Here is a 14,198-nt window from a genome sequence, read left to right on the forward strand (position 1 = left end):
GGCTACACCATCCCTCCCCCCCCCCCCCCCCCACACCCCCCCCCCCCCCCCCCCCCCCCCCCCCCCCCCCCCCCCCGCCCCCCCCCCCCCCCCCCCCCCCCCCCCCCCACCCCTCTCCTCTTCACACATCCGAACAAGGAGTACGCATCACCATGGCCCGTTTCGACGTCAACGCCGCCCGCGCCCAGCGACAGGAGGCCCACGGCCGCAAGTGGTCCTTCGAGCTGGACGGCGAGACCTACACCCTTCCGACCGAGCTCAGCCGCGCCACCGCCAAGGCGCTGCGCAAGCTCGACGACAACGACGTGGACGGGCTGCTCGCACTCCTGATGGGTGAGGAACAGTTCTCCCGCTTCGAACAGCACGACGTCACCATGCAGGACATCGCCGCCATCCTGGAGGCCTACGGCAAGGAGACCGGGCTCGGCCTGGGGGAAGACTGAGCCTCGTCGAGTTCGTCGACGAACACGCCGAGGCCCTTGAGGCGGACTTCATCCGCTATTACGGGGTCGACCTCCTCGACTGGCACCGCGGTGAGCTCTCCACCCGTCGCCTCATGGTGCTGATCAAGCACCTGCCGCGGGACAGCGCCGTCCAGCGCGACCTGCACGGCGAGGCCGCCGAGTGGTCGATCACCGACCATCTGCTGGCGGCCACGGTGGACCATCTGGCCATGTCGAACTGGATGTTCGCCTGCGTCAACCAGGGCGAGGACTCCGACCCGCCGGAAGCACCGACCCCCGTTCCCCGTCCGGGCAACTCCGCCGAGGACGAGGACGGAGAGCGGGCGGACCAGGACGGGCAGAGCCCGTCGGCCCAGGAGGGCGAGGCCGTGTCCCCCCAGGCCATCGCCCGCTTCTTCGGGTGACCCCGCGGCCCCCGGAGCCCCGTCCCGTCAGGGAGTGGGCTCCGGGGGCGCTTCTTCCCGTGCCCGTTCGGCGGTCATGTCCTTCTCCAGGGCCCTGGCCCGGTCGGACAGCCGCCGCCTCCTGCTCGCGCGCGCGTCCTGCTCGCCCGGGTCGGCCTCGCGCCGGTCGGCGGACGGGCCGGTCTGGACCGGCACTCCGGCCAGCGGCGGGACGATCGGCCGGCCGCCCTTGCCGCGCACGACCTTCCGCACCGGCCGGGCGTTCCGGCGGGACCTGCTCTCCTGGGCGGTCACGAGGACGTCCGGTTCCGCCTCGGGTTCGAGCTCCTTCTGGTGGTCGGGTTCGGGCTCGGACCGCTGCCCGGCGGCGGTCCGCTGCCGGGGCGCGGGGCGCCGCTCGGAATCGGCCGCCGGTTCCGGGTTCATCTCGCTCTCGGTCCGCTGTTCGAACAGCTCGCGTTCCCTGCGGACCCGCTCCTCGGCCTCGACGACGGCCGCGGGCGGTTCCAGGAGCCGGGCGAAGGGCAGCGCGATGACCCGGGCGCCGCCTTCCTGACCCGCGTCGGTACGGCGCTGGGGGCGGCGGATTCCACGCGCGTCACCCTGCCCCTGCGCGTAGGCGTCGGCGACGCGCTTCTCGTACTCCCTGCGGATGCGCGGCAGTTCGTCCGAAACGGCCTCGGCCCAGCCGGACGTGAAGGCGGTCGTCTCGCGGCGGTCGACCTCGGTCCTGGGGATCACGACGAGTTCCTCGGGGGCGTACCCGGAGACGTGGACGAGCTCCGAGAGGTACGCGAAGAGGTGGGGCAGGTCGGGGTGGGTGGCAAGCCAGTCGACGACCCGCTCCCGGCGACCTGCGCCCGGCTCCGTATCCATGCGTCAGTGCTGCCTTCCAGCCCCCTGGGGTCCCCGCGCGCCCCTCGCGCCCCTCGCGTCCCCCGTAGTGGTCCGGTCCGGGGTATGCGGCTCCCAGGTTACCCGGTCGAACTCACGGCCGTTTCAGCTGCCAATGCGTTCGAAAAACGCGCAAGAAGACACACCGTCAGGCGTTTCCCGCTCGACAAACATCGAACAGATGTTCCACACTCTGTTCGCACAGAAGTTCGAACACGTGGTGCCCCCGCTCCTCACTCCGCGGCGCCGCCACACACGCACGGGCAAGCAACCGGAAGGCAGGCGTCCATGACTCAGCAGGCCGAGGCATCGCGACCGCACATCCCGCTCCAGGACCGCCTCCGCCAGCTCCTCGACGGACCCGTCGCCCTCGACAAGAGAGCGTTGCTCGGCACGCTGTACGCCGAGGTCTCCCGCTACGAGACCCTCGCCTACACCGCCGGCTGGAACGACGCCCTCGCGACGACGCGCCGCGCCCCCCGCCGCGAGCAGGACGCCTAGCGCCCCGGCTGCCCCCGCACGAACGAGCCCTTGCCATCACCGGCAGGGGCTTTTCGGCGCTTGGCCCTCACGGGCCGGAAGCGGAGCAACTCATGGCAGAAACAATCCCGGAGCTCTCCAAGGAGATCGCCGACCTCAAGGAAGCCATCGTCAAAGTCAAGCCGGCGGCGGAGAACGGGAAGGAGAAGCCTCGCCCCATCTCCGAACTCAAGCAGTCCCTCATCGGCGAGGATCCCAAGGTCCTCACCGAGGCGCTCCTGAAGCAGGCCCTGCCGGAGCAGTTCACCGAGCGGTTCAAGTCGATGTACGACGAGCTCACCAAGGCGAAGAAGACGGAGTGGATGGAGGCCATGGGCCTGGAAGGCTTCGCCTCCGCCGTCGAGAAGTTCCACGAGGACAGCGTCTGGTGGCCCGTCTACGCGATCTCGGCCTTCATCGGCCTGGCCGTTCCCGCGTTCCTCCTCGCCGTGGCGCTGGGTCTCAAGGACACCCAGCGGAAGATCCAAGGTGCCTTCTTCAACCTCCTCGGCCAGAAGTGGGCGACATTCACCGACACGATCTACGCGAGGCAGGAAGGAAAAATCCTGCCTCGCCGCCAGAGGCTCGCGGATGTCCAAGAGAACGAGAGAGCCGCCGGTGGCGGCATGGCCGCCATCCCCGCGGACGCCAACTTCGACGCCCTGCGCGGACAGCTCACCAACCTGAACCCCGAACTGCAGAAGTTCAACAACCACGCGCCGGACTTCAAGCGCAACCTGCGCGGCATGCCGAGCCTGGGGAAGGCCACGAAGATCGCCGATGCGGTCAAGAAGCTCGGCGAGGCCGTCGATCCGACGCAGACGCCGCTCGTCGCCAAGGCCCTGGGCAAGATCAACGAAGGGGTGACCTACTCCGACCCCAAGAAGACCACGGCGTTCGCGAAGGCCATCGGCAAGCTCAAGCTCGCCATGAAGGACTTCGACCCGGACAAGGTCCCCACGGCCGCGGTCCTGGGCCCCGCCGCCCAGAAGGCGGGGGAACTCGCCGAGCACACCACCACCCTGACCAGGCACATGCGCGGGTTCGCGGACGCCGTCCGCGAGCTCAACACCCAGATGAACCCCGCCTGATCCCACTCACCCCGAAAGGAGGTAACCCATGTCTCTCGTAAGAAACCTCAAGAACGCGTCCACCGCCCTCGGCAACCTCAAGACCCAGGCGTCCGGCGCAGGCACCTCGGTCAAGAAGGTCGGCGACGCCGGGAAGGCGGCGAACGGTCAGCTCAAGAACCTGAAGACCGCCGCCCAGGGCTCCGGGACGCAGCTCAAGAACCTGAAGACGGCCTCGGAGCAGGCCGAGCGGGCGATGAAGAAGGCCGGCGACACGGCGCAGTCGGCCGGCGGGAAGCTCGGCAAGTACGAGTCCGGCGCCGGCAAGGCCGCGAAGGGCCAGGACAAGCTCAACAAGTCCATGAAGGGCAACTTCCTGGTCCGGCTGCTCGAACTCTTCATGCCGCTCATCGAGACGATCGTCGAGATGGCGATGCGCTCGAAGACGATGCAGAACGTCATGAAGAAGGCGTTCGGCGTCATCAAGTCCGTGATCAGCACGGTCATGAAGGCCATCGGCCCGATCATGAAGCAGGCCGGAAACCTGATCAAGACGGTCTGGAACGGCATCAAGAAGGCCATCTCCACCGTCGTGAAGGCCGTCGCCACGGTCATCAAGACGTACGTCAAGATCTGGAAGACCGTCATCACCACGGTGATGAACGCGATCAAGAAGGTCATCAGCACCGTCTGGAACGGCATCAAGGCCGTCATCACCCCGGTGGTGAACTGGATCAAGTCCGCGATCCCGAACGCGTTCAGCGCGGTCAAGGACAAGATGTCGTCCATCTGGAACGGCCTCAAGGACATCGCGTCCCGGGCGTTCGACGGCATCAAGAGCGGTGTGAAGGGCCCGATCAACGCCGTCATCGGCCTCATCAACTCGATGATCGGCAGCCTCAACCGCGTCAAGGTCAGCGTCCCCGGCTGGGTCCCGGTCGTCGGCGGCAAGACCTTCGGCGTCAACCTGCCGACCATCCCGATGCTCGCCACCGGTGGTGTCGTCATGCCCCGCCACGGCGGTGTCCCGGCGATCCTCGCCGAGGCCGGCGAGGCCGAGGCCGTCCTGCCGCTGTCCAAGCTGGACCGGCTGCTCGCCCTCACCGCCCGCCGCGCCCGCACCGGCCAGATCGGCCCCCAGGGCGGCTCCGGCGGGCCCGGACTGCACATCGAGCACTACCACGCGGCCCGGGGCAGTGACCCGCACTCGACCGCCGACGCGCTCATGTACCTCGTGAAGGCGCGAGGAGCCCGCGCATGAGTGCCGCGCTCGTCGCCATGCCCAGGTTCCAAGTCGCCATCGGGCCGATGGGCAGTCTGCGGCGGGGGCTCGGCGACGGGGGCCGCGCACTGAGGAACCTGCGGTCGGACGTCCAGCGGGCGGCGAGCGGCATCGGCAGCCTGGCCGCCACGGCCAAGAACTCCGGCGCCTCCCTCCGCACCCTCGGCTCGAACGCCTCCGGCGCCGCCACCGCCGTCACCAAGATCAAGCGCTCCACCGCGCCCACCAGGGTCAAGCGGATCGGCGACGCCGCCGGCAAGGCCCGCAGGGCCGCCGGGAAGATCGGCACCGGCGCCGGCATGATCCTCGGCATCCTGCTGCCGCTGCTGCCCATCACGGACGTCATCTCCGGCCTGATGGACACCTTCGGCACCGTGATGACCATCGCCTCGATCGCCATGACGGGCGTCAACGTCGCCATGCGGGCCAACCCGCTGGGCTTCGTCGTCGGCCTGATCGTGCCCATCGCGGCGTACCTGATCGAACTGGCGGTCAACTCCGAGACCGGCCAGCGGATCATCAAGCAGGTCATGCAGCAGGCGCTGAAGGGCTTCCAGGCGGTCTGGAAGTTCATCCAGCCGTTCATGGAGGCCCTCGGCAAGGCCATCGGCACCTACGCCAAGGCGTATCTGACCGTGTTCAAGACCGGGATCGGCATCGTCGGGTCGGTGATCGGCGGGATCTCGAAGATCGGTTCCGCCGTGTCCTCGGCCTCGAACGCGCTGCGCGGCATCGCGTCCCGGACCATCGGCGGCATCAAGACCGCCGTCAAACCGGTCTCCGACTGGATCACCGACAAGATCCCCGGCTTCTTCCGGACCGCGAAGGACGCCGTGAGCAACGCCCTGCGGGGCATCGGCGACCTGGTCAAGGGCGGTCTGAGCGCGGTCATCGGCGTCGTGAAGGGACCGATCAACGGTCTCATCGCCTTCGTCAACTGGATCATCGACGGGCTCAACAAGCTCAGCTTCGAGATCCCGCTCACCGGCAAGAAGTTCGGCATCGAGCTCGACAAGATCCCGATGCTCGCCGAGGGCGGCATCGTCTCCCCCGGAAGCGCGGACGACTACCGCATCGACTCGCTCTCCCAGCTGGAGAACCGTCGCGTCCCGGCGCTCACCGAGCCGGCCCCCCGGCCGCACCACATCCGGGACTTCCACGAGGAGCCCGGCGCGAGCCCCCGGTCGACCGCCGAGGACCTGCTGTTCCTCGCCACCGCCGCCCGCTGACGCGCGCGTCCGCCCACCGCTGACCCCATCCCAAGTGAGGTGACGGCCCCATGGCCGAGACCACGACCCCGTACGCCGGAAACCCCTACACCGCCGACCTCGCGCCCGGCTCGCTGATCACCCAGGACGGGCAGATGCAGTGGGCCGGGCTCCTGATCGGTCCCGGCACCCCCTTCGCCGTCGACAAGTCCGGCCTGACGGGCTGGGAGGACCTGCCCGAGTACGACTCCTCCGACGCCGACCGGCCGACCTCGCACGGCGCCTGGCCGGGCGCCCGCTTCGCCAAGCCGCGCAAGGTCGGCGGCACGATCGTGCTGATGCCGGAGTTCAGCGGCACGGCCGGCGCCGTCCGCGCGCTGCGGCAGGCGTTCGCCCTGCTCGACGAGGAGCGCTGGCTCACCGTCCGGCTGCACGGCGAACTGCTCGCCGTACGCGCCCGGATCGCCCAGCGCGTCGTCCCCGCCGACCAGGGCTTCGCCACCCAGGGCAGCTCCCGCATGTCCGTGCAGTGGCTGGCCACCGACCCCCGCCGCTACGGCGTCGTCGAGCAGAGCGTCTCGACCACGCCCCCGCAGCCGGAGTCGGGCCTCACCTGGCCGCTGACCTGGCCGCTCGGCTGGGGCACGGCGACCAGCACCGGTGACGTCGTCATCGACAACACCGGTTCGGCCCCCTGCCACCCGGTGATCGTCTTCCGCGGCCCCTGCTCCATGCCGTCCGTCACCGAGCGCGTCACCAGGCGCCGCCTGCGGTACGCGATCGACCTGGCCGACGGCGACGAGCTCACCGTCGACACCCGCGCGGGCACGGTCATGCTCAACAACTCGGCCGCCCGCCTGCACACCGCGATGGCCGACTCCACCCCGGAGGAGCTGTTCGTCCTGGAACCCGGCCGGACCGACCTGTCCTTCCGGCCCGAGGAGGGCACCGCCGCCTCCCTGATGACGGTGCGCTGGCGCAGCGCCGAATGGTGACCGCGCCACGGTGACCGTCCCCCCGGGGCCGGCGGAGAGCACGCCACGGCGTGGTCTCCGCCGGCCCCGGGCCGTTCCTCCACCCCGACCGACCCGCCCCCTTCCGGAGAGGTGACCCCATGACCGTACGCGCCGCTTGGCTCCAGTCCACCGGCCAGACCCGCGAGGACACCCGTCTGACCCTCGCCGCCCTGCTCACCCCCAGTGGCCAGAGCCCCGAGGAGACCCCGCTGCGCTCGCGGTCGGGCATCGTCCCCGGCGGCTTCGTGCTGACCGGCAGCACGCCCATGCAGTGCTCCATCGGCACCGGCCGCGCGATCCTCCAGGGCAAGGACACCGCCCAGGGCTCCTACCTCGTGGCCGTCACCGCCCCGGAGAGCTTCACCCTCGGGGACGGCGACGCGCAGTACGACCGGATCGACCTGATCGAACTGGCCGTCGTGGACGGCTCCTACGACCAGGGCGGCACCACCGAGGCCGTGGTGCGGCTGGTCAAGGGCACCCCCGCGGCCAACCCCGTCGCCCCCGCGAGCGGCGCCGGCAGCACTCTCCCGCTCTACACGATCAGGGTCCCGAAGGGCACCTCGGCCGGCACCGGCGGCGTCAACTGGACGACCCAGGTCACCACCCAGCACTGGTCGGTCGTGGCGCTCGGCGGGATCATGCCCACCAGCGGCTTCAAGGGCGCCTACACCGGCCAGTACCGGGACACCGCCGGACTGCTGCAGCGCTGGGACGCCAGCGGCACGGGCAACTGGGTCTCGTACCCCAAGGCGATCGGCGGCATCGCGCCGCACGGCACGGTGACGACCGGTTCGTACACCGGCCAGTTCCGCGACAACGCGGGCGTGCTCCAGCGCTGGGACGGCAACGCCTGGCAGTACGCCGAGGGCAAGGCGACGATCCTGTTCAGCGCCTCGCAGACGGCGTACCAGTCCATCCCGTTCGCCGTCTGGACCCCGGTCGTCCTGCAGACCGTCGACATCGACGACTTCACCGGCTGGAACGGCACCGACACCTTCACCGTGCCCCGCACCGGCTGGTGGCGCGTCTCCGGCCACACCGCCTGGAGCAGCGACTCCTTCGAGGGCATGCGCGGCACCCGGGTCGTCGTCGGCGGCGTCGGCGTCCCCCGGATGACCTGGCTGACGCCCGCGGGCGGCGGGCCCGTCGTCGTCGGCGGCCAGGGCCTCATCAAGCTCGTCGCCGGCACCACGGTCCAGCTCTCCGCGTACCAGTCCAACCCCACCGCGGTACGGACCCTCGGCGGCGGCGGCTACTCCTGCAACCTCTCGGCCGAGTGGATCAGGTCCTGACCCCGCCGGACCGCCCCCCGAACCCGCCCCTCCCCCGCCTCGACCCCTCGAACGGAGAAACCCCATGAACCTGCGCAGCAGCTGGGTCGCCGAGACCGGCCAGACCCGCGAGGACACCCGCCTCACCCAGACCGGCGTCACCACCCTGCAGAACCCCGTCCAGGTCCGCTCCGGCATCCTGCCCGGCTCGTACGACGGCGCCTTCCGGCTGGCCGGCTTCTGGACCTTCGGCGCCGGCGCCATGACCGCCACCGTCTCCGAAGGCCGGGCCGTCATCCAGGGCGACATCTCCCAGGGCGCCTACCCGGTGACCCTGCCCACCTCCGAGAACGTCACCTTCACGCCGGGCAACGCCCAGTACCCCCGCATCGACGTCATCGCCCTGAAGATCTACGACTCGCTCTACGACACCTCGACGAAGACCGAGGCGAAGCTGGAGATCATCCAGGGCACCCCGGAGCAGGCACCGAAGGTCCCGCAGATCCCGGCCCGCTGCCTGCCGCTGTACGAGGTGACGGTCCCGGCCGGCGCCAGCGCGGGCAACGGCGGCATCCCGTGGAACACCGCGCTCAAGGACCTGCGCAGCACGGTCGTCGCGCTCGGCGGCATCAACCCGGCCGAGGGCGTCAGCGGCAACGGCGCCTACCCGGGCCAGTACCAGGACGCGGCCAACTCCCTCCAGCGCTGGGACGGCGGCAAGTGGGTCGCGTACCCGGCGGCGCTCGGCGGCATCATCCCGAACACCGCCTCCGCCACGCCCGCGAGCTACACCGGTCAGTACCGCGACACGGCGGCCGGCCAGCTCCAGCGCTGGAACGGTTCGGCGTGGCTCCCGGCCGTGGCGGTCGGCGCCTTCGTCGACAACGGCGACTACGGCGACACCACCTCGACCACCTACACCTCGACGCTCGCGGGCCGCACCACGAACCCGCTCACGGTCAGCTTCGTCGCCCCGCCGTCGCGGGCCGTCGCGGTCAGCTTCGGCGCCAAGATGCGGTCGACGAGCAACGACCACTACGCGTACATGGCGCTCAAGCTCACCCAGGGCGCGACGGTCGTCAACGACCTCGAGGACGACTACGCGGTGATCGGCGCCTGCCAGAACATGCTCTCGCTGGCCAACACCCGGCGTTACTCCAACCTGATCGCGGGTCAGACGTACACGCTCACGGCCTTCTTCCGGGTCATCGCGAACACCCTCACCCTCAAGGCCGGCTTCGACAACACGTTCATCAAGGTCGACCCGCTGCCGTAGTCCCGCCACCACCACCCGACAGGAGAACACCATGGCACTGCGCAGCGGCTGGCTCCCGCCGACCGGCCAGACCCGTGTCACCACCCGCCTCACCGCCCACGGCGCCACCACCCCGGTCAACCCGCTCGCCTCGCGCTCCGGCATCCTGCCCGGCACGGTCGACGGCAAGTTCCGGGTCGGCGGCCTCTGGATGAGCACCAGCGGCCCGATGACGGCGACCGTGTACGCCGGCCGGGCCGTCATCCAGGGCCCGAGCAACCAGGGCGCCTACCCCGTCACCCTCGACGCGGACACCGTCATCACCTTCGCCGACGGCGACGCGCTCAACCCGCGCGTCGACCTCGTCGTCCTGCGCGTGTACGACGACGAGTTCGACAGCCTCACCCGCAGCGAGGCCGCCCTGGAGATCGTCAAGGGACAGCCGAAGGCACAGCCGGAGGCCCCGGCCGCTCCCCCGCTCTCCCTCCCGCTCTTCTCCGTCAAGGTGAAGGCCGGCGCGTCGGCCGGCACCGGCGGCATCGACTGGACCGGCGGCGCCTCGACCGACCTGCGCACCACCCTGGTCGGCGTCGGCGGCATCCTGCCCGTCTACAACAACGCCGGTGTCCCCGGCTCCTACCCGGGCCAGTACCAGGACAACGACAACGCCCACTTCCTCCAGCGCTGGGACGGCCTCGGCTGGGTCGCGTACCCGAAGGAGATCGGCGGTGTCGCCCCCAGCGGCACGGTCTCGACCGGCACCTACGCGGGCCAGTACCGCGACAACTACGGCGTCCTCCAGCGCTGGACCGGCAGCGCCTGGGCCAACTACCAGCCGCCGGTGGAGGTGGAGACCGCCACCAGCGCCGCCACCGCGCTGACCGGCTGGACGGTCGTCGCCTTCTCCGCCCGCCGCACCCGGGGCATCGCGACCGTCCTGGTCACGGTCACCCGCAACGGCCCCACCATCAACGCCGACAGCGCCGGCAACATCACCGACGAGCCGCTGTGCACCCTGCCCACCGGATGGCGCCCGGCCTTCGACTACGAGACCTCCGCCTGCGACGGCTTCGGCAACGGCGGTGCCTACATCTCGACCAGCGGCCAGGTCAACCTGCGCACCTGGTCGTCCAACGGCGCTCTCGTCAACGGCCGGACCGTGCGCATCGCCGCGACCTACGTCCTGTAAGGGGGCTGTCCCATGGCAATCGACACGCCCTACCGGGCCATCTTCTGCGACCTCTGGACCGACACGACCCTCGACATCCTGCCGTTGAGGGACGTGTCGTTCGAGGACTACATCGGCCGGGCCGGCTCCCTGTCCGGCACCGTCCCCATCCCCGACCGCACCATCGCCGAGCGGGCCCACCGCATCAAGCCCGGCCGCACCACCGTCTACCTGGAACGCGGCGGAGACCTGTGGTGGGGCGGCATCATCTGGACCACCAACCTGCAGTCCAGCGGCCGGGGCGTGCTGACCCTGGGCATCCAGGCCTCCACCTTCGACTCGTACGCGGCCCGCCGCCGCATCCGTACGAACGACTTCGAGACCGTCTTCAGCCAGCCGACCGAACAGTTCACCATCGCCCGCAAGCTGTGGAGCAGCCTGTCGGACGGCATGGGCGCCAGCAAGATCGACGTCGGCGACCCGGACGACGTGTCCGGCATCCTGCGGACCGCCTCCTGGCGGTACGGCGACGAGACCGCCTACCAGGAAGCCCTCGACCAGCTCGGCGCCCAGGGCCTGGAGTACCAGATCCAGGTCTACCGCAGCCCGGACAGCGGCAACCGGGTCCGCCGGCTCAAGCTCGGCGCGCCCATCCGCACCGGCGCCACCGACGTGCTCTTCGACCGGCCCGGCTCGATCCTGTCGTACTCCATCCCGGACGACGCCACCCGCGGCGGGACCCACGCCCTGGCCCGCGGCGCCTCGACCAACGGCAACGCGGGCACCGAGTCCCGGCCGACGCTGTCCGACATCAAGCAGCCCCTGACGCCGCTGCCGGACATCTGGCCCCAGATCGACCTGTCCTCGGACCACAACGAGATCAGCGACAAGGCCACGCTGAACGCGCTCGCCCAGACCGAGGTCGACACTCCGTGGGGCTCCGTGCAGATCCCCGAGATCAGCGTCCGGCTCGACGGGATCGTCCCGCCGACTCTCCTCGGGCGCACCGCCCGCATCCGCATCACCGACGAATGGCACCCGACGGGCCTCGACGCCCGTTTCCGCATCGTCGGAGTCAAGGTCCGGCCGGCCGAGCGAGGCCGCCCCGACACCGCCGACCTCGCACTCCTGGAGCGCTGATGGCCCTGCTGCCCGAGAACATCATCGACCGGCTGGTCCAGATGGAGCGCCGGATCCAGGTCCTGTCCACAGCGGTCAACACCCGTCCTCCGCTCAACGAGATCCGGCCCGTCCCGCCCCAGCCGCCGGCCCAGGCCGCGCCGCTCACCAAGCCGATCCTGCGGGTCTTCGACGGCTACAACCACGAGATCTTCGCGGACGACATCGCCACCGGCGGCCTCGCCAGGCCGTGGCTCCAGCTGATGCCGCCGGTGGACCACGTGAACGTGGCGAAGTGGCCGTCCACCACGAACACGGCGGCCTTCACCCCCATCGCCCAGTCCTTTAACCCGGTCTGGCAGCCCAAGATGCGGCTCGCGATGGTGACGAAGGCGTCCAGCGGCGCGGCCGGCCAGGTGAAGGTCATGGTCGACGGCCAGCAGTTCGGCCCGATCGTGAACGCCGGACAGTCGTTCGACTACACGGGTCTCCTCCCGGTCGACCTGCCGAGCAAGTTCGGCAAGGTCATGACCGTCGAGATCCACGCCCAGGTCACCAGCGCCTCCGGCACGGTGTACGCCCAGCCCGTCTGCATGTACGGCACCCAGACCTGACCTCCAGGAGCACCCCATGAACATCGACCCCACCCAGCCCTGGGGCGTGGCCATCGACTACGCCGGCCGCGCCACCGTCACCGAGCACGGCCACACCATCACCGTCCGCATCTTCGACAACGGGCTCGGCTACACCCTGGAGCGCGACCCGTTCACCGGCGAGTACCCGCAGGTGAACATCACCGCGGAGTTCTCCAAGCCGGGCACGGGTGACGCCACCCTGCGCGGCTACGGCGTGGCCGTCGTCCAGGCCAGGGACGGCGTCCCCGCCGTGCCCGACGCGACCGCCGTCCAGCGGGCCGTCGCCGCCGCGCTCGCCGACTTCGAGACCCGCCGCGCGAACTACGCGGCCCTCTGCGCCGCCTGGGACCCGGCCGCGCAGCAGCCGGTCCCGGAGCCCGAGCCCCTCCCGTAACCCGCCCGCCCCACCCGAACGCCCGCCCGAGTGCGGGCTTTTCTCATGCCCGGAGGACACCAGATGGCCACTCCCCTGTCCGCGGACCGGTTCCTCGCCGCGCTCCGCGCCGAAGGCGTCAACGTCGTCGAACATCCCGGCTGGCGCACCCACAACCGCAACCAGGCCGGCTCCTGGGGACCGGTGGTCGGCGTCATGATCCACCACACCGTCTCCAGCGGCACCGCCTCCTCCGTCGAGCTCTGCTACAACGGCTACGACGGGCTGCCCGGACCGCTCTGCCACGGTGTGATCGCCAAGGACGGCAGCGTCCATCTGGTCGCCTCCGGCCGCGCCAACCACGCCGGCGGCGGCGACCCCTCGGTCCTCCGGGCCGTCGTCACCGAGGCGTACGGCGACCGGCCGCCCGCCCCGCGCGAGCACCAGGGCAGCGCCAACGCCGTCGACGGCAACGCCCGCTTCTACGGCTTCGAGTGCGTCAACCTCGGCAACGGCACCGACCCCTGGCCGGCCGCCCAGCTCGACGCCATCGAACGGGTCTCCGCCGCCCTGTGCCGGGCCCACGAGTGGGGCGCCAAGTCCGTCATCGGCCACCTGGAGTGGTCCGACTGGAAGAGCGACCCCAAGGGCTTCGGGATGCCGACGATGCGCGACCGGGTGCAGACCCGGCTCGGCAAGGCGCCCGCCAAGGACGCCCCCGCCGCCGGCAAGCCGGCCGCCCCCCGCTACCAGCCGTTCCCGGGCGCCTCGTTCTTCCGCAAGGAGACGAGCTCCCCGGTCATCACGGCCATGGGCCGCCGCCTCGTCGCCGAGGGCTGCTCCGCGTACACCGTCGGCCCCAGCCCCCGCTGGGGCGAGGCCGACCGGCTCAGCTACGCGAAGTGGCAGCACAAGCTCGGCTTCCGCGGCACCGCCGCCGACGGCATACCCGGCGCCGCCTCCTGGAACGCGCTCAAGGTCCCGTACACGAAGTAACCACCCCCCAAGGAGCACACCGATGTCCGATGCCGCAAAGCGCACGGCCCGCACCGTCCTCCAGTCCGCCGTCGGCATCGCCGTCGTCCTGCCCGCCATCGTCGACGCCTCCGGCATCCCCGCGACCCTCCCCTGGGTCGCGGGGGCCCTGGCCGTCGCCGGCGGACTGGCCCGCGTGATGGCCCTCGACCTGGTCCAGAGCCTGCTGCCGTCCTGGCTGCGCAGCACCCCGGGCGGTGCCGATGACCGAGTCTGACCCGAACGACCCGGTCGCCGTCGCCCTCGAACTGGAACGGCTGCGCGGCACCCTGGAGGCCGGCTTCGCCCGCGTCGACGGCTCCCTCGCGCTGCTCGTGCAGCGCAGCGACCAGACCGACAAGCAGCTCGCCGACCACGAGGCCCGCCTCGACTCCCTGGAACGCGCCCGCTGGCCGCTGGCCAGCATCGCCGCGCTGACCGCGAGCGCCGGCGTGCTCGTCGCGGTCTGGGAACTGGCCGCGCGCTGATCCCGTACCGGAGGA

The 14,198-nt window shown here is 70.9% G+C and carries 17 protein-coding genes; 16 read left to right on the forward strand and 1 reads right to left on the reverse strand.

The features are described from left to right. Positions 1 to 152 precede the first annotated feature (152 nt). The gene (locus ACZ7G1_RS28285; RefSeq protein WP_470877024.1) at positions 153 to 443 is read left to right on the forward strand and encodes a hypothetical protein; all 291 of its coding nucleotides are present in this window, start codon (positions 153 to 155) and stop codon (positions 441 to 443) included. Between the two features lie 113 nt (positions 444 to 556). After that, positions 557 to 868, forward strand: a complete 312-nt coding sequence (locus ACZ7G1_RS28290; protein ID WP_470877022.1) for a hypothetical protein — start codon at positions 557 to 559, stop codon at positions 866 to 868. Between the two features lie 27 nt (positions 869 to 895). On the opposite strand, the gene ACZ7G1_RS28295 is transcribed toward ACZ7G1_RS28290, so the two are convergent. Then, positions 896 to 1,744: a hypothetical protein gene (locus ACZ7G1_RS28295; RefSeq protein WP_470877020.1), complete on the reverse strand. Its 849-nt coding sequence runs from the start codon at positions 1,742 to 1,744 to the stop codon at positions 896 to 898. Between the two features lie 306 nt (positions 1,745 to 2,050). On the opposite strand from ACZ7G1_RS28295, the gene ACZ7G1_RS28300 reads away from it, so the two are divergent. The 14 genes from ACZ7G1_RS28300 to ACZ7G1_RS28365 all read left to right on the forward strand — a co-directional run bounded on the left by ACZ7G1_RS28300 (position 2,051) and on the right by ACZ7G1_RS28365 (position 14,183). After that, on the forward strand, positions 2,051 to 2,263 hold the full coding sequence (locus ACZ7G1_RS28300; protein ID WP_470877018.1) for a hypothetical protein: 213 nt from the start codon (positions 2,051 to 2,053) through the stop codon (positions 2,261 to 2,263). Positions 2,264 to 2,355: 92 nt separating this feature from the next. Continuing rightward, positions 2,356 to 3,372 carry a hypothetical protein gene (locus tag ACZ7G1_RS28305; protein WP_470877016.1) on the forward strand — a complete coding sequence of 339 codons (1,017 nt, stop codon included), beginning with the start codon at positions 2,356 to 2,358 and terminating at the stop codon, positions 3,370 to 3,372. Positions 3,373 to 3,400: 28 nt separating this feature from the next. Continuing rightward, positions 3,401 to 4,612, forward strand: coding sequence for a phage tail protein (locus tag ACZ7G1_RS28310; RefSeq protein WP_470877014.1), 1,212 nt, complete (start codon positions 3,401 to 3,403; stop codon positions 4,610 to 4,612). Then, a complete protein-coding gene (locus ACZ7G1_RS28315) occupies positions 4,609 to 5,862 on the forward strand; it encodes a phage tail family protein (RefSeq protein WP_470877012.1) in 1,254 nt (417 codons plus the stop codon). Before ACZ7G1_RS28310 ends, ACZ7G1_RS28315 begins: the two co-directional genes overlap by 4 nt. Positions 5,863 to 5,912: 50 nt before the next feature. Beyond that, positions 5,913 to 6,836 carry a phage distal tail protein gene (locus tag ACZ7G1_RS28320; RefSeq protein WP_470877010.1) on the forward strand — a complete coding sequence of 308 codons (924 nt, stop codon included), beginning with the start codon at positions 5,913 to 5,915 and terminating at the stop codon, positions 6,834 to 6,836. Between the two features lie 119 nt (positions 6,837 to 6,955). Further along, complete coding sequence (locus tag ACZ7G1_RS28325; protein ID WP_470877008.1) at positions 6,956 to 8,152, forward strand: hypothetical protein; 1,197 nt, start codon at positions 6,956 to 6,958, stop codon at positions 8,150 to 8,152. A 64-nt stretch (positions 8,153 to 8,216) separates the two neighbouring features. Then, on the forward strand, positions 8,217 to 9,407 hold the full coding sequence (locus tag ACZ7G1_RS28330; protein WP_470877006.1) for a hypothetical protein: 1,191 nt from the start codon (positions 8,217 to 8,219) through the stop codon (positions 9,405 to 9,407). A 31-nt stretch (positions 9,408 to 9,438) separates the two neighbouring features. Beyond that, positions 9,439 to 10,575, forward strand: coding sequence for a hypothetical protein (locus tag ACZ7G1_RS28335; protein ID WP_470877004.1), 1,137 nt, complete (start codon positions 9,439 to 9,441; stop codon positions 10,573 to 10,575). A gap of 12 nt (positions 10,576 to 10,587) precedes the next feature. Continuing rightward, positions 10,588 to 11,694, forward strand: coding sequence for a hypothetical protein (locus tag ACZ7G1_RS28340; RefSeq protein WP_470877002.1), 1,107 nt, complete (start codon positions 10,588 to 10,590; stop codon positions 11,692 to 11,694). Further along, complete coding sequence (locus tag ACZ7G1_RS28345) at positions 11,694 to 12,287, forward strand: hypothetical protein (protein ID WP_470877000.1); 594 nt, start codon at positions 11,694 to 11,696, stop codon at positions 12,285 to 12,287. Before ACZ7G1_RS28340 ends, ACZ7G1_RS28345 begins: the two co-directional genes overlap by 1 nt. 16 nt (positions 12,288 to 12,303) lie before the next feature. After that, positions 12,304 to 12,702: an ATP-binding protein gene (locus ACZ7G1_RS28350; RefSeq protein WP_470876998.1), complete on the forward strand. Its 399-nt coding sequence runs from the start codon at positions 12,304 to 12,306 to the stop codon at positions 12,700 to 12,702. Positions 12,703 to 12,765: 63 nt separating this feature from the next. Then, positions 12,766 to 13,677, forward strand: coding sequence for a peptidoglycan-binding protein (locus tag ACZ7G1_RS28355; RefSeq protein ID WP_470876996.1), 912 nt, complete (start codon positions 12,766 to 12,768; stop codon positions 13,675 to 13,677). Positions 13,678 to 13,699: 22 nt separating this feature from the next. After that, positions 13,700 to 13,933 (forward strand): hypothetical protein, encoded by a 234-nt coding sequence (locus ACZ7G1_RS28360; protein ID WP_470876994.1) that lies wholly within the window; start codon positions 13,700 to 13,702, stop codon positions 13,931 to 13,933. Then, on the forward strand, positions 13,920 to 14,183 hold the full coding sequence (locus ACZ7G1_RS28365; RefSeq protein WP_470876992.1) for a hypothetical protein: 264 nt from the start codon (positions 13,920 to 13,922) through the stop codon (positions 14,181 to 14,183). Before ACZ7G1_RS28360 ends, ACZ7G1_RS28365 begins: the two co-directional genes overlap by 14 nt. Positions 14,184 to 14,198 lie beyond the last annotated feature (15 nt).

The sequence above is a fragment of the Streptomyces sp. NPDC037273 genome, assembly GCF_055603625.1.

Bases quoted from the DNA above. Each gene is read 5' to 3' on its own strand.
- ACZ7G1_RS28320 (WP_470877010.1), top strand. From the start codon at position 5,913: ATGGCCGAGACCACGACCCCGTACGCCGGAAACCCCTACACCGCCGAC.
- ACZ7G1_RS28325 (WP_470877008.1), top strand. From the start codon at position 6,956: ATGACCGTACGCGCCGCTTGGCTCCAGTCCACCGGCCAGACCCGCGAG.
- ACZ7G1_RS28330 (WP_470877006.1), top strand. From the start codon at position 8,217: ATGAACCTGCGCAGCAGCTGGGTCGCCGAGACCGGCCAGACCCGCGAG.
- ACZ7G1_RS28315 (WP_470877012.1), top strand. From the start codon at position 4,609: ATGAGTGCCGCGCTCGTCGCCATGCCCAGGTTCCAAGTCGCCATCGGG.
- ACZ7G1_RS28295 (WP_470877020.1), bottom strand. From the start codon at position 1,744: ATGGATACGGAGCCGGGCGCAGGTCGCCGGGAGCGGGTCGTCGACTGG.
- ACZ7G1_RS28300 (WP_470877018.1), top strand. From the start codon at position 2,051: ATGACTCAGCAGGCCGAGGCATCGCGACCGCACATCCCGCTCCAGGAC.
- ACZ7G1_RS28360 (WP_470876994.1), top strand. From the start codon at position 13,700: ATGTCCGATGCCGCAAAGCGCACGGCCCGCACCGTCCTCCAGTCCGCC.
- ACZ7G1_RS28310 (WP_470877014.1), top strand. From the start codon at position 3,401: ATGTCTCTCGTAAGAAACCTCAAGAACGCGTCCACCGCCCTCGGCAAC.
- ACZ7G1_RS28365 (WP_470876992.1), top strand. From the start codon at position 13,920: ATGACCGAGTCTGACCCGAACGACCCGGTCGCCGTCGCCCTCGAACTG.
- ACZ7G1_RS28345 (WP_470877000.1), top strand. From the start codon at position 11,694: ATGGCCCTGCTGCCCGAGAACATCATCGACCGGCTGGTCCAGATGGAG.
- ACZ7G1_RS28340 (WP_470877002.1), top strand. From the start codon at position 10,588: ATGGCAATCGACACGCCCTACCGGGCCATCTTCTGCGACCTCTGGACC.
- ACZ7G1_RS28285 (WP_470877024.1), top strand. From the start codon at position 153: ATGGCCCGTTTCGACGTCAACGCCGCCCGCGCCCAGCGACAGGAGGCC.
- ACZ7G1_RS28350 (WP_470876998.1), top strand. From the start codon at position 12,304: ATGAACATCGACCCCACCCAGCCCTGGGGCGTGGCCATCGACTACGCC.
- ACZ7G1_RS28305 (WP_470877016.1), top strand. From the start codon at position 2,356: ATGGCAGAAACAATCCCGGAGCTCTCCAAGGAGATCGCCGACCTCAAG.
- ACZ7G1_RS28355 (WP_470876996.1), top strand. From the start codon at position 12,766: ATGGCCACTCCCCTGTCCGCGGACCGGTTCCTCGCCGCGCTCCGCGCC.
- ACZ7G1_RS28335 (WP_470877004.1), top strand. From the start codon at position 9,439: ATGGCACTGCGCAGCGGCTGGCTCCCGCCGACCGGCCAGACCCGTGTC.
- ACZ7G1_RS28290 (WP_470877022.1), top strand. From the start codon at position 557: ATGGTGCTGATCAAGCACCTGCCGCGGGACAGCGCCGTCCAGCGCGAC.